Source organism: Leptospira harrisiae (assembly GCF_002811945.1).
GTDB lineage: Bacteria > Spirochaetota > Leptospiria > Leptospirales > Leptospiraceae > Leptospira_A > Leptospira_A harrisiae.
Window position 1 is genome coordinate 128,959 of sequence record NZ_NPDX01000006.1, and the last position, 12,667, is coordinate 141,625.

Genomic DNA, 12,667 nt, shown 5'->3' on the forward strand with positions numbered 1-12,667 from the left:
ATTACTCCTTTGTGTTTAATTGTTTTGCTATTTTAAAAACTTTTGTTTTGTCGGTTTTGGACAAAGATAAGAATGTTTTTTTTGGCGTTTCGGTATCCGATTTTTCAACCAGAAATATTAGAAATTGAATACCGTCCTCAGCCAATCCTTGTCTTTTTAGATAATCTGCTAAGAATATATTTCTTTTTTTTCCGAAACTTTGAACCATATCTGCAAATTCCTTTACCTTTTGATTCAATCGATACTTTCTATATCCCAGGTACGAAAGTATGCCAAATACGGCAAGAAAAACTAATACAAAAATTGAAGGTGGGTTCGGAGTTGCAGTGGGTGTAGATTCTTTTTTTAGTTCTTTTTTCTTTTCCGATAGAATCTGCAAAGTTGGGAATTGTATCGAGAGAGTTTTATACGTAGATTCTTTTAAAGAAAAGAAACTAAATCGGTATGGTTCCAATTGGAGTTTATTTGTTTGGTTTACTTGGTATCCATAAGAAAACCTAACAACAGAATAAAAACCATAATCACCAGAATCTAATTTTTTAAATGTTTTGGTTCTTGACTGTGAAATTAATTGGTATTCTGTTTTTGATTCAGGTGAAGGTGCGATTCCTTCATAGCCGCCCTCCCCTTCTATTGTAATTTCGAAATAAGCAGTTTCACCTTTGTTAACTTCTTTTGGAAAATTAGTTAGGTTTAATTGAAAATTTCCTATGGCACCTGAAAAACCAATGGGTGGATTCGGTGGAAGATTTAATACTGTGACTGTCGCTGGCATTGAATTTACGGTTTCTTGTAACGAGTTGAACCTTAAACTATCACCTGCAATGAATTTAGTTTTTCCTATTTTAAATTTCCCAGATTTAATTGGAGTTAATCCGTAGATTTCTTTATCATAAACTAAAGTTTTTTTTAGAACATTTTTTCTTTGGACTTCTGGTTCAATTTGTACGGAAACTTGTCTTAGAGTTTCTGAAAGGAAATAAGGAAATGATATCGATTGGTTTGGATCTCTTTCTAGAAATGGTTGTCTATATCCATTGTAGTAGAGTACAAAATAGCCAACGATGGGTTCTCCTTTGTAAAAAACATTTTTATTAGTGTGAAACACTACTTCTGGAGATCCTTCAGATGGAATTTCGTTTTCTTCGAGTTGGAAAGGATTAAAAAATTGATTTTGTGAATGTTTGCTTCTTTTGCTTACTTTGAATTGTATTGGCGGTGATTGATACTTTCGGTTGTCGTATTCTACTGTTACTTCTGGAAGTTGAAACGTACCTTCCGTCTCTGTATCTACATAAAAGTTAAGTATTTGTGCTTTTGAAACTTTAAAATTGATAATTTGTGTTTCTGTCCCACTTCCTGAAAACCGGATACGAACTCCGTTTTGTTTTATATTTGTTTGAATGGCTCTAAATACTTTATCACCGTGAGCTCTTACTTCTAGTTTAGCATTCTCCCCTAATGAAAATTCGTTTGGATAAAAATGAAATTCTACATCGGAAGGTAAAATAGCAGCAAAAGGAAATAAATAAAAGAGAATTAATATATGGCCTATCTTACCAAAATTTTTCATTATCAAATGAACCTCCTTTTTTATTTTTGAGAATAGAGTCTTGTGAAAAAGGATCTAATATCTTTTCTGCATCCGTTTTTTCTTCTTTTTTGGTTTGTTTTTCCTGTTTAGAAGGAGGCCCTCCTTTTGGTTCTTGTTCTTTTTGGTTTTGTTTATTTTGGTTTTCTGATTTTTTTGTTAAGTGTTCTATATTTTTTTTTGCAGAAAGATAGTTTGGGTCTAGTTCTAACGTTTTTGAATAGGATTTTAGAGCATTTTTTTTATCACCTAATTTTGAATAAATATTTCCTAAATTGAAATTTGTTTTTGCTTTTAGTTCATTGTCTGATTTGGGATTAGTTAATATTTTTTCAGCAATTTCTATTGCTTCTTTGTATTGTCCTAATTGATAAGCTGCGGCAGATTCATTGTATAATAACCTTGGATCGTCATGAATGTATTCTTTTGCTTTTTCAAATTCCTTTTGGCTTTCGTTATAATTTTTGTTTTGATAAGATTTTAACCCTCTTTCGATTGAATTGCCACCAGGATCTAATTCCCACGCATATACTTTTTGTCCCGCTAAGGTTAAAATAATAAATGCGAATGTAAAGATACCTTTGGGACTTTTTTGCAAAAATAGATTTAAGATTCGCTCAAAAAACAAAAAGAAGAATGCAGCAATTAAATATGGATGAGCACCATCTTCATTTTTATAGCGTTCTATTGTTTGGATTTTTCTTTTTTTTGCTGTTTTGACTGTGTCAATCAAAGCGTAAGCCCCGTCTGCTTGGAAGGAAACGTCATAGTAGGTTCCTTTATTTTGGTTTGCTATTGATTGCAACTTAGAGACGTTCATTTGTGAAATTACTAAATTAGGTGATGAGATGGATTCAGAAATCCCGGCATCCATTGTCACATAACCACCTCTTCCAGTGCTGGGATCGCGGTATTCGATGTTTCCTCCATCTTCTGTGCCAATTCCCCAGACTATCACATCGCCATCGATAGGTGGTATAGTTTGGTTTTGGTGGTCTTCACCATCAGAGACAATGATTGTGATTTGAGAAGAGAGGTTATTGTTTTTTTTTCTAATTTGTTTAACTCGGTTTAATGCAACTGAGAGGTCTGTGCCTTTGGCTCCGACCATTTCTACGCCCAATGCCTGAATGTAATCGGACACTGCTGCAATATCAGCGGTGAGTGGGCAAAAGGAAAAGGATTGCCCCGCGAAAACAACAATTCCAATCCTATTTCCTTTAAGGTCCGGAAGAATCCGTAATGCTAAATCCTGAAATCTTTTGAGTCGGTTTGGCCTTACGTCAATTGCGTTCATCGACAAACTAACATCGACAACAAACAAAATGTCAGTCGATTCAAATTCTTTTGTAGATTCTATTTCTGTTGATTTTACTTTAAATAATGAATAAAAAGCCAATAAAAGAGATAAAAGGAAACAAAAGATTCTTAAAGAATACATTCTTGTATTCGCTGTGAATATTCTGTTTTTTAAGTTGGAATGGGTCTCTTTAAAGAAATTGGCTTTAATATTTACGAATAGTTTTCCTGAAAATACAATTGTCCAGATAAAAATCGATATGATTGCAATTGTTGTTATGAGTTTAATATCTGTCATAGCTTTTCTGTTAGTGGGAAAATTAAAAAGAATCCTGCTAATCCTAGCGTGGCAAAAAAAACAACTAGTGCCGAAGGGAAATGTGTTTCGTGAATTTCCATTGGTTTTGAAGGTAGTTCGACAGTTTCTAATCCATTGATTTCGTTTAAAACTTCTTGTAAAACTTCGGGCGATTCTGCACGAAAGAATCTCCCGTTCGTACTTTCGGAGATTGTTTCCAACGATTCATAATTAACTTCATATTGGCCTTGCTCTTTTCCTATCCCTATTGAATATACTTTGATTCCATAGGCCTTCGCAGCAAAAGAAGCAGTTTCTGGATCCAATTTTCCTGTATTGGAAACTCCATCGGTAAGTAAAATAATAATTTTTGATTTAGCTTGTGAATCCTTTAATCGGTATGTGGAAAGTACAAGAGCATCCCCTACAGCTGTTCCTTGTTCCGTGATATCTTCATCTGAAGTTTCTGAAATCAATTCGTCCAATGCATATCGATCACTCGACAAAGGAGACTGTAGGTAAGCTGCTCCTGCAAATAATACGATTCCAATTCGATCATACATTCTTTTTTGAACAAACTCTCGTAATAGTTCTTTTGAGACGGTAAGTCTATTTTTAGGCAAAAAATCATAGGAATTAACCATTGAACCGGAGATGTCAAGTGCGATCATGATATCAATGCCACTGGTAATATCGGGTGTTAGTTTGTATTTTTCTCCGGGTCCAGCTGAGGCAATTACCAAAAATATTCCTGCGATATAAAAAAGTGTTTCTGAAAGTATTAAGAAAATAGTTCTAAGATTTTTGAAAATGAGGGATTGTTGTTTTTGAAATCGATCGGATTGGATGAGCAAAACTCCTCCAAGATTTTTCGTTTTCCATTGGTAAAGTCCCACTAATAGTAATGGGATGATTAAAAGTAAAAGATATGGTCTTTGGAACTGTTCAAACATTATAGTTCTAGTTCCTTTTTGATTTTTTCCCAAATGTCGATGGCTTCAATTCTTTGGAGTTTAGTATGGTTATGGTCGTACTTTGTTTTTCTAAAGTAAATTCTTAGATTTCGTAGTATGGATTCATCAATATGAGTTCTGTCGAAAAGTTCTACCAAAAATTCGGAATCAGTTTTTCCTAATAGGTTTTTGTTTAATCTTTTGGAATAAACCTCTTTCAGATACTCACTAATCTTAAATGCCAGTTCCTTTTCATAGATTAAGTCAGATTCTAGATAGATTTCTATCGTATGAAGGCGTTTAGTTGTTTCTTCTAAAGTTGGTTGTTTTTCCCATAATGCATCCACAATCTTTGGTTTTGACTTCCAGTATAAATAAAGAGCATATAGCAAGTATAAGTTGATCGCCGTGATAAGTAATATGATGGACAATCTAAATAAGTATGGTCCCGAAAAATTGATGGGAGGCTCAATGTCATCGATATCCGTTTCAGTGCCAAGGAGTTGTGATTTGACTTTAATCACTTTTGTGGATTTTTTTTGTTCGCCATTTTCTTCCCAAAACACAGGAAGAATATAATCGCCTGGTTTAAAAAAAAGAATGAACGCGCTGATTTTTGTGTTTTCTTTTTTTAGATTAAAAATTCTGAAAGAAGGCATTGTATCGTCTTCGTAGATTTCTCCTTCTTCCATTTGTAAATTACTATCGCTCTTATCAGTTGATTCTATTTGATAGTGTATTGTATCTCCTACGTAAATATCTTCTTCTAAAATTGTTTCTTTGGGGCTTGCGAGTAAAGAAACAGAAGAAACTAAAATTAGTAGAATGTATTTAGCCATTTCTTTTGATCTTGAATAGTGGTAAGATTTGATTCGAAAGTTTTGTGTTTGGATTAATTTGGATTAGGTTGACACCAAAAAAATTTTTAGCAGCTTTTAAATCATTCGGATACGTGGTATTTTTGTTTCTGAGATTTGGTTTTTCTTGTGAAATCCTTCCGAATATTTTTATCCAAAATGGAAATTGTATTGTATCTATTTCATCTTGAATCCAGATTCCGATTGGTTCCCAAATTTTTATAATTTTGTTTGTGTTCAGATAGTTCGAAAAATCAACAAAATCAGATATCCAATAACAGGTGGCAAATTTTGGGTAGAGTCTAAAAGCATATTGATTTGCATCGGAATAATTAGTTCCACCACCTTTTGATTGTTTTGCTATATTTGCAAATGCTGTAAAAACATCTGCTTCAGTTTTTAGCCATTTCCCTGGAGACTGGCAAGTGTCAGAAAATGTTACAAGTAAGATTCTGTTTCCTAGTTTGATATGAAATAATGCTAAAAATAAAGTAATTTGAAATGCTGTCTCTTTTTTTGAATCGCACATTGAATCACTTCTGTCATAAAAGAGTATAATCGAGGCATCTCGCTCTTCGTAATATTCCTTTGTATAAAGTTCGCCTGTCCTTGAAGTTACATTCCAGTCGATGTAACGAATATCATCTCCAAAATGATAGTTTCGTACTTCTTTGAAATCCAAACCACGACCTCTCTCGGTCATTGGCAGAAAACCTTGCCTAGTTGATGAAAACTTTTTTTTAGTTTCCCACTGCAAAACTTGGAGCATACGTTTCAGTTCTGGCAATAACATCTAAGGAACTTCCGTAACAGATAGGATTCGTTTGATAATTGAATCTGTGCTGATATCCTCGCTTATAGCATCTATGGTTAAGTGGAGTCTATGTTTTACAATTTCGGAAAAAAAGCGTTGGATGTCTTCAGGGATTACAAAATCTCTACCTTCCAAAAGAGCATTGATTCGACTCACTTTTAGCATCGCAAGACTTGCTCTTGGGCTAACTCCACGTTGGATAAAAGTTTTTAATTCATTGTCGATTGTGGTTTGTGGTCGTGTGTTTCTTGTTAAGTTAACTATATAAGCTTGTAGTTTTGGTTCAACGTATACTTGATTTGAAATTTCTGAAATCTTTTGGATTTCTTTAGGTTTCATTACCTTTTTTGTCTTTTTCTTTGCTGAGTTTAAATTTCCATGTTGGTTTAAGATCGCAACTTCATCCTCCATTGATGGATAAGTGACAATTACTTTGAACAAAAAACGATCCAATTGTGCTTCGGGAAGGGGATAAGTTCCTTCCTGGTCGATGGGGTTTTGTGTTGCGATTACAAAAAATGGAGGCTCAAGGTCAAATGTTTCATCCGCTATCGATACTTGTCTTTCTTCCATACACTGTAATAATGCTGATTGAACCTTGGCCGGAGCTCTGTTGATTTCATCAGCTAATAGCACATTGGTGAAAACGGGACCTTTTCTGATTTCAAAGGAAGAGGTTTTCGGGTTAAAGATATTTGTTCCCGTTAGATCTGCTGGCAATAAATCTGGTGTGAACTGCACTCTCGAAAACTTTGCATCAATGATAGAAGCTAAGTTTTTGGCGACCAAGGTCTTTGCAAGTCCGGGCATTCCTTCTAATAGAATATGCCCATTAGCAACAAGTCCTACAAAAAGAGATTGGATGACATGATCCATCCCTGAAATAGATTCTGACAATTCCGACCTAAGTAATTTTACTTGGTCGGATATTTCTGTAATTTGTTCTTTGTTTATTTGCATTGTGATGGAGTCATTTTTGGCATTGGTTTATCAATCATATAGTATTCAGTTTTACCTCCAATGGTCCAACATCCCATTTTTCTTCCTTGAGGTTCCACTGGCCCCTTGCCTATTTCTTTTCCTTCTTCTGAATATTCGGTTGCATCTTCTGTAGATCGAATGACCATACGTTTTTTCCCTGAAGGATAAAAGTATGTATACGGAATGCTTGGTTTATAGTTTAGTTTTAGATCTTGTGTTTCTTCGTCTATCTTTACTAGTGAAAAGAAAAATTTACCATCTCCAAGAATTTTACCAGTATTGTCATATACTCTAGCAGATTCCAACATACTTTCGTTTGCCATAATTCCGTGATAAGCTACTTGTCCATTTTTATAATAGAACTTCCATTCCCCGGTTCTTGTATGTTTTCTTGGACCAGTTCCAAATAGTTTTCCATCCGAGTAGTATTCTTTCCAAATTCCAGTTCTTTCATATTTAATGTCTAAGTTTTCAGAATTTTCTTTTTTGGAATAATTTCCTTCGGCAAGAATGTTTCCTTTTGCACCAAACATTTTCCATAAACCACTTCGGATGTCAGATGAATATGAACCTTGAGATTCCGCAGCCCCGTCTTTGTAATAGTTAATTTCTTGGCCATTCTTTAAGCCATTACTAAAGGAAACTTTTGTTTTTATTCCGTTCCCATCAGCACCAACGAAGTAATATGTCCACTCGCCGTCTTCTTCGTTATCTTTGAAGGATCCTTGTTCGACCCATTCCCCTTTGTTGTTTTTTCGATAATAAGGTCCATTTTTTTTATCATCAACATATGTTGTTTCAGATGTGACTGTTCCTTGTTTGTCAAAAGTTTTGGCAACTCCTTCCTTTTTTCCATCTACCCATGGTGTTTCAGCCAAAAATTTTTGCGGACTATCTGGATCAGGTTTTTTCCAAATACCGTTTTTTTTCCCGTCAACATATTCACCTACTTGGTCAAGTGTAGATTTGTATTTTGGATTTTCCGCTGTGGAACCAGGCTGTTCGAATTGAATGTATTCTTCCCAAGATCCATGTTTTGGGAGTGATTTAATTTTTGCAGGGGCAAACTTTGTTACTTGGTCGTCCGTACACTTTGTCCCTCCACACTCTGCCTTCACTTCACCGATAGCACGAATTCCGCCAGAGTTTTTAAATCTTTCAGTTCTGATCCATTTGCCTTTTGTTAATTTTAACTCAAACTCCTGGTCGCCTGATCCGTCTTTTATGGAAGCACCTGAACATTGTATGAGTAATGTAGTGATGAGTAAGTAAAGAAGTTTCGATTTCATGTTTCTATCCTATCAAAGAGATGTGCACGTTTCAATTTATTTACTGATAATAATTCATTCGCAATCGCAATTTTTCCGCCTGTTAATTTATCAGAAAAAAATCGTGGAGGAAGAATGTGGAAGGCGCCCTCCCCTTTTACGTATAAAATTTCACCGTCAAGTGAAGTGAGTTCACATTCTAAGAATACTTTTCGTTTTGCTTTTTTGATTGGCCAAGCACGTATTAGTAGTTCTTTTTCTACTGGAGTTGCTTTGTGAAATTTAAAACTCATTGTGTCGGTCATAACTATATAACCTAAATGGAAACAAAGCCCACCCATTGCCTCATCTAAAACTGTTGATAATATGCCTCCATGAACAAAGCCGGGTGCACCATTATACATTCTTTTGAAACTATAAGTAAAGTTTACTTCCCCGGTTTCGTCGTGAAATGTAAAATCCGCTACGAGCCCTAATGGATTTTCTTTTCCACATCCGAAGCACGTATCATGATGGATTTCATATCCATGTTTGGAAGGATTTTCTATAGGTTTGTTCATTCATAGTCCTTGGTTTTTTATTTTAAAAAATCGATGATGGCAGCAGAAACTTCTTCAGGAGAATCCATATGCAAATGGTGCCCTCCTGGCAAAATGACTTCCTTTATATTTTTAACAGCATCTTTTCTATTTTTATATTTTTCGGCGATTGGAAATCCTGATCTATCACCTAATATCAGTAAAGTTGGACAGTCGATTCTTTTGCAGAATGATTCAATTTGTTCTTCCGTATAACGAAAGAAAGAATTATAATGTAGTCTTAAATCTCTTCTTGGTTTAAACCCGTTTTGTGTTTTTTCAATCCCTCGTTCCATAAGAATTTCTGCTGATTCTTTTTTCATATCTCCAGCTTTCATTCGAACTCCCACTGCTGACTCCATATCAGGAAAGTAAGTTTCTTTTTTCCCTCTCGGATGAAGTATCTGTTTGATTGCTTCTGTAAGTATTTCTGGCGCAGATTCTGAAAGGTTTGTCAATGGGCCAAGTGATTCGATAAGTACTAATTTTTTGATTTTTAAAAGATTTGTTCCGGCAACTAACGTAGAGACAGCTGCACCCATTGAGTGTGCCATCAAAATAAAATTTTCTAGACCTAGCGCTTGGGCGATGGACACAACTTCCAAAGTGTATTCCGCAAAATAGTAAACTGTGTTTTCTGGTTTGTGACTAGATTTCCCATGTCCTGGAAAATCAATAGATATAAAGCGGTAGTTTGGAAAATATTTTGCAAGAGGCGCAAAACTATTTGCATTATCTAACCAACCGTGAAAAGCAAGGATTGGTATTCCTTGAGGATTCCCCCACTCAACTCCCTCGATGGTGTGGAATTTTGTGCGAATAGATATGGGCAACATAACCTAAGGCTTTTGGATTCCGTCCGATTGTAAACATTTATCTTTTGGATTTAGGCTTGATTCTTTTTTACTTTTTTAATTGAATTTGTTCATGAGTCGTTTTCTTTTTCTAACCTTTGTTTTTTCTTTTGGAATACTGCTAGCTGCAGAAATCAAACCCAAGTCTACTTGTAATAGTTTAACTGATTGTGAAGAAAAGGCGGGATCTACTGAGATTCACAGAAAAAAAATTAGCCTATTGAGTTTTGGTATTTCTGAATATGCCAGCAGTGCTACGATCCGTGACCTAATTCCATTGTATTTAAAACGGGTGAAGTCCATAATTTTGGAAGCTAATGGGGAGACTGGGTATAAAGGAGAAATTGTATTGAAAGTGACTCACAAACCTGAATACAAAATGACTCAACTCAAAAAAGCTGAAGAAGACATTAGTTTTCTTGAAGCCAACCAGAATTATTTATCCAAGGAAGAATCGAAAGAGTTGGAAAATTTAAAAGTTTTGTTAGGTGAATCAAAGTAAATGAGTCGAATTACAGTTGTTTTATTCTTATCTTTTTTAACCTGTGCACAACTCTCTCGTGAAGAACAATTCCGAGTTGAATGCGAAACCACTAGAAAAAGAAGTTACCTCTTTATGTTACCCATTTTAGAAAGACATACAACGGGAGGAAATACGGAACAAAACAGCTTGGTATGGATTGGAAATACTGAAATTGCCTATAAAAAATGTATGTCCGAAGCAGATAAAAATAAATTCAATCTAAGATCGAATTGAAAGTTCATCCATTTCTTCTTGGATTAGTCTTGATCCTGCACGGAACGTTAAGTAACTCCATACCCAACTAAGTAAGGTACTTACTTTGTTTTTAAATCCAACTTGATAAACGAGGTGGACAAACAACCATCCAAGCCAGCCAAAAATTCCTTTTAGTCGAATTTTTCCGAATTCAGCAACTGCATCGGTTCTTCCTATGGTTGCCATATTTCCTTTGTCAAAATAATGAAATGGAGAAATCATTTTCTTTTTTTCAGTTGATTCAATAACTTTTGCAACGTATCTCCCTTGTTGCATGGCTACAGGTGAAACTCCTGGTAATGGCCTAGTTAGTCCTGTGCTGTAATTTGCTGCATCGCCTATAACGAATACTTCTGGATATTCAGAAGTTCTGCAGTATTCATCTACTATAATCCTGTTCGCCTTATCTTTGTTAACTGGTAGATTTTTGGCAAGTTCTGAACCTTCCACTCCAGCTGCCCAAATCACAGTTTTTGATTCGATCGTTCTGTCTTTGAGGACAACACCAGTATCCGTGATGTCTAAAACTGGCGAATTTGTAAGAACTTCCACACCCCTATTCTCTAATTTTTCTTTAGTGAACTTGCTAGATTTTTCACTGAATGCAGTAAGTAGTCTAGGTCCAGCTTCAATGAGTGTCACCTTAGTCATTCCGGAATCAATATTTCTGAAGTCTTTTCTGATAATATTGTGTGATAGTTCTGCTATTGAGCCAGCAAGTTCAACACCCGTAGGACCACCGCCAATGATTACGTAATGCATAAAACTTTTTGCCTTTTCATAATTTCCGATTAATTCGGCTTGTTCAAAGGAAAGTAATATTCTTCTTCGGATAGCCAGTGCATCTTTGAGATTTTTGAGTCCTAGTGTTTTTTCTTTCCAACTATTGTTTCCAAAATAGCTAGTCCTTGCTCCTGTAGCTAAAATTAAATAGTCATAGGATTCTGAATTATTTTGAAATTTGACTTTTCTGTTTTTAAAGTCGACCTCAGTCACATCACCTAATAAAATTTTTACATTTTTATATTTAGTAGTAATAGATCTAGAGGGGATGGCAATGTCAGCTGGCGACAAAACTGCAGTGGCAACTTGGTATAAAAGAGGTTGGAAAAGATGGTGATTTTTTTTATCAACTACGGTAATTTCAAAAGAACTCTTGTTTGCAAGTGATTTGATTACCTGTAATCCGCCAAATCCAGCTCCAATGATTAAGATTTTTTTCTTTATTTGAGGCATTCTTCTACTCCTAAAAAATTTAGAAACCCAATGGAGCAGTCTTCCACAAGATCCTGGACCAACTCAAAAGCTGTTTCGTTTTTATAGTATGGATCTGGGACAATGGGCGGTCCTTTATCGCTTCTAAATTGACCAAACAGAAATAATTTCTCACGGATTCTAAGGTCATTTGTTAGACTGATTACATCTTGAAAGTTGTTCTCGTCCATAACCAATAAATAGTCAAAATAAGTTAAATCTTTCTTATTCAGTTTTCTTGATCTATGTGTTAAGTTGATTCCTCTTTTTTCTGCAATTTTACGCGTTCTAGGGTCAGCTAAGTCACCGTCATGATAACCTGAAGTCCCGCATGAATCTATCTCGAAGAATTCTGTTAAGTTTTTTGATTTTACTAAATTGTTAAATGCACCTTCAGCTGCTGGTGAACGGCAGATATTTCCTAAACATATAAAGAGTATTTTGATTTTTTGTTTCATTTAATTGAGGTAATAGATATATTTTTTCCCAACTTCTTTTAACCACTTCTCAGCCATTTTGTAATTTGGGTTTTGAGATTCTACAATCTTCCAAAATTTCGAAGAATGGTTATGTTCAATTGTATGTGCTATTTCATGTAATACTATATATTCAATGATTTGGTCTGGACAATGTACCAAACTAAGGTTCAATGAAATTTGGTTTCTAGAGTTACAACTTCCCCAAAGTGATCTCATTGGTTTTATCGAAATTTTTGTTACTTTAGTGTTTAAAGATTGGGTTATGCTTTGGACCATGGGTTCGATTTTTTTAAATAACAAGTCTCGAAAAGTCTGTTTTCCTTTTTGTATTTGTGACTTTTCACTGTTCGTTTTCGGAATTAGAATGGTCTCTCCGGGAACGCTAAATTTTCCTTTGGGCGCTAGTTGGATTGTCGTCAAATTTCCGAATAGATGTGTTATTTCGTTATTTTCGAATTTTAACTTTTTGGGGATGTCCTTTGGAAGTTGTTTTAGTTTGGTAAGAATCCATTCTCTTTTTTCTGAAAGGAATTCATCTAATTGTTTTTTGGATACTTTTGCAGGGTGTTTTAGTATAACTTTACCATTTTGATACACTACTAAAGATATATTTCCGCCTTTGCTGGGTTTTCGCTCTATTGTGATTTCTTCCATTATATGTTA

14 protein-coding genes are annotated in these 12,667 nt (G+C 34.9%); 2 read left to right on the forward strand and 12 right to left on the reverse strand.

The window, feature by feature from the left end; all coding sequences use genetic code 11:
* Position 1 precedes the first annotated feature (1 nt).
* Genes CH364_RS16770 through CH364_RS16810 form a run of 9 tightly spaced genes read right to left on the reverse strand, consistent with a single transcriptional unit; the run spans position 2 to position 9,475 of the window.
* Positions 2–1,573, reverse strand: a complete 1,572-nt coding sequence (locus tag CH364_RS16770; RefSeq protein WP_100744878.1) for a BatD family protein — start codon at positions 1,571–1,573, stop codon at positions 2–4.
* A complete protein-coding gene (batB, locus tag CH364_RS16775; protein WP_100744877.1) occupies positions 1,557–3,188 on the reverse strand; it encodes a VWA domain-containing protein BatB in 1,632 nt (543 codons plus the stop codon). The genes CH364_RS16770 and batB overlap by 17 nt, the downstream gene beginning before the upstream one ends.
* The gene (gene batA / locus CH364_RS16780) at positions 3,185–4,141 is read right to left on the reverse strand and encodes a VWA domain-containing protein BatA (protein WP_100744876.1); all 957 of its coding nucleotides are present in this window, start codon (positions 4,139–4,141) and stop codon (positions 3,185–3,187) included. The genes batB and batA overlap by 4 nt, the downstream gene beginning before the upstream one ends.
* The gene (locus CH364_RS16785) at positions 4,141–4,980 is read right to left on the reverse strand and encodes an LB_053 family protein (protein ID WP_100744875.1); all 840 of its coding nucleotides are present in this window, start codon (positions 4,978–4,980) and stop codon (positions 4,141–4,143) included. The genes batA and CH364_RS16785 overlap by 1 nt, the downstream gene beginning before the upstream one ends.
* On the reverse strand, positions 4,973–5,791 hold the full coding sequence (locus tag CH364_RS16790; protein WP_100744874.1) for a DUF58 domain-containing protein: 819 nt from the start codon (positions 5,789–5,791) through the stop codon (positions 4,973–4,975). The genes CH364_RS16785 and CH364_RS16790 overlap by 8 nt, the downstream gene beginning before the upstream one ends.
* A complete protein-coding gene (locus tag CH364_RS16795) occupies positions 5,792–6,772 on the reverse strand; it encodes an AAA family ATPase (RefSeq protein WP_100744873.1) in 981 nt (326 codons plus the stop codon).
* Entirely contained in the window at positions 6,763–8,082 is a 1,320-nt protein-coding gene (locus CH364_RS16800; protein ID WP_100744872.1) for an LIC20035 family adhesin, read from the reverse strand. The genes CH364_RS16795 and CH364_RS16800 overlap by 10 nt, the downstream gene beginning before the upstream one ends.
* Positions 8,079–8,621, reverse strand: coding sequence for a PaaI family thioesterase (locus CH364_RS16805; RefSeq protein WP_100744871.1), 543 nt, complete (start codon positions 8,619–8,621; stop codon positions 8,079–8,081). Before CH364_RS16805 ends, CH364_RS16800 begins: the two co-directional genes overlap by 4 nt.
* A gap of 17 nt (positions 8,622–8,638) precedes the next feature.
* Entirely contained in the window at positions 8,639–9,475 is an 837-nt protein-coding gene (locus CH364_RS16810) for an alpha/beta fold hydrolase (RefSeq protein WP_100744870.1), read from the reverse strand.
* A gap of 91 nt (positions 9,476–9,566) precedes the next feature.
* On the opposite strand from CH364_RS16810, the gene CH364_RS16815 reads away from it, so the two are divergent.
* Complete coding sequence (locus tag CH364_RS16815) at positions 9,567–9,995, forward strand: hypothetical protein (RefSeq protein ID WP_100744869.1); 429 nt, start codon at positions 9,567–9,569, stop codon at positions 9,993–9,995.
* On the forward strand, positions 9,996–10,250 hold the full coding sequence (locus CH364_RS16820; RefSeq protein ID WP_100744868.1) for a hypothetical protein: 255 nt from the start codon (positions 9,996–9,998) through the stop codon (positions 10,248–10,250). It begins immediately after the preceding gene.
* Here the strand turns inward: CH364_RS16820 and CH364_RS16825 are convergent.
* From CH364_RS16825 to CH364_RS16835, 3 genes are read right to left on the reverse strand one after another with little or no spacing between them, the layout of a single operon-like run.
* The gene (locus CH364_RS16825) at positions 10,236–11,507 is read right to left on the reverse strand and encodes an NAD(P)/FAD-dependent oxidoreductase (protein ID WP_100744867.1); all 1,272 of its coding nucleotides are present in this window, start codon (positions 11,505–11,507) and stop codon (positions 10,236–10,238) included. The genes CH364_RS16820 and CH364_RS16825 overlap by 15 nt on opposite strands.
* Positions 11,495–11,983, reverse strand: coding sequence for a low molecular weight protein-tyrosine-phosphatase (locus CH364_RS16830; RefSeq protein WP_100744866.1), 489 nt, complete (start codon positions 11,981–11,983; stop codon positions 11,495–11,497). The genes CH364_RS16825 and CH364_RS16830 overlap by 13 nt, the downstream gene beginning before the upstream one ends.
* Positions 11,984–12,658: a M48 family metallopeptidase gene (locus CH364_RS16835; protein ID WP_100744865.1), complete on the reverse strand. Its 675-nt coding sequence runs from the start codon at positions 12,656–12,658 to the stop codon at positions 11,984–11,986. It abuts the gene before it with no gap.
* Positions 12,659–12,667 lie beyond the last annotated feature (9 nt).

What these genes read in the sequence shown, in the direction of transcription:
- CH364_RS16835 (WP_100744865.1), bottom strand. Translation starts at nt 12,658, where the DNA reads ATGGAAGAAATCACAATAGAGCGAAAACCCAGCAAAGGCGGAAATATA.
- batB (WP_100744877.1), bottom strand. Translation starts at nt 3,188, where the DNA reads ATGACAGATATTAAACTCATAACAACAATTGCAATCATATCGATTTTT.
- CH364_RS16810 (WP_100744870.1), bottom strand. Translation starts at nt 9,475, where the DNA reads ATGTTGCCCATATCTATTCGCACAAAATTCCACACCATCGAGGGAGTT.
- batA (WP_100744876.1), bottom strand. Translation starts at nt 4,141, where the DNA reads ATGTTTGAACAGTTCCAAAGACCATATCTTTTACTTTTAATCATCCCA.
- CH364_RS16825 (WP_100744867.1), bottom strand. Translation starts at nt 11,507, where the DNA reads ATGCCTCAAATAAAGAAAAAAATCTTAATCATTGGAGCTGGATTTGGC.
- CH364_RS16800 (WP_100744872.1), bottom strand. Translation starts at nt 8,082, where the DNA reads ATGAAATCGAAACTTCTTTACTTACTCATCACTACATTACTCATACAA.
- CH364_RS16795 (WP_100744873.1), bottom strand. Translation starts at nt 6,772, where the DNA reads ATGCAAATAAACAAAGAACAAATTACAGAAATATCCGACCAAGTAAAA.
- CH364_RS16785 (WP_100744875.1), bottom strand. Translation starts at nt 4,980, where the DNA reads ATGGCTAAATACATTCTACTAATTTTAGTTTCTTCTGTTTCTTTACTC.
- CH364_RS16805 (WP_100744871.1), bottom strand. Translation starts at nt 8,621, where the DNA reads ATGAACAAACCTATAGAAAATCCTTCCAAACATGGATATGAAATCCAT.
- CH364_RS16830 (WP_100744866.1), bottom strand. Translation starts at nt 11,983, where the DNA reads ATGAAACAAAAAATCAAAATACTCTTTATATGTTTAGGAAATATCTGC.
- CH364_RS16815 (WP_100744869.1), top strand. Translation starts at nt 9,567, where the DNA reads ATGAGTCGTTTTCTTTTTCTAACCTTTGTTTTTTCTTTTGGAATACTG.
- CH364_RS16790 (WP_100744874.1), bottom strand. Translation starts at nt 5,791, where the DNA reads ATGTTATTGCCAGAACTGAAACGTATGCTCCAAGTTTTGCAGTGGGAA.
- CH364_RS16770 (WP_100744878.1), bottom strand. Translation starts at nt 1,573, where the DNA reads ATGAAAAATTTTGGTAAGATAGGCCATATATTAATTCTCTTTTATTTA.
- CH364_RS16820 (WP_100744868.1), top strand. Translation starts at nt 9,996, where the DNA reads ATGAGTCGAATTACAGTTGTTTTATTCTTATCTTTTTTAACCTGTGCA.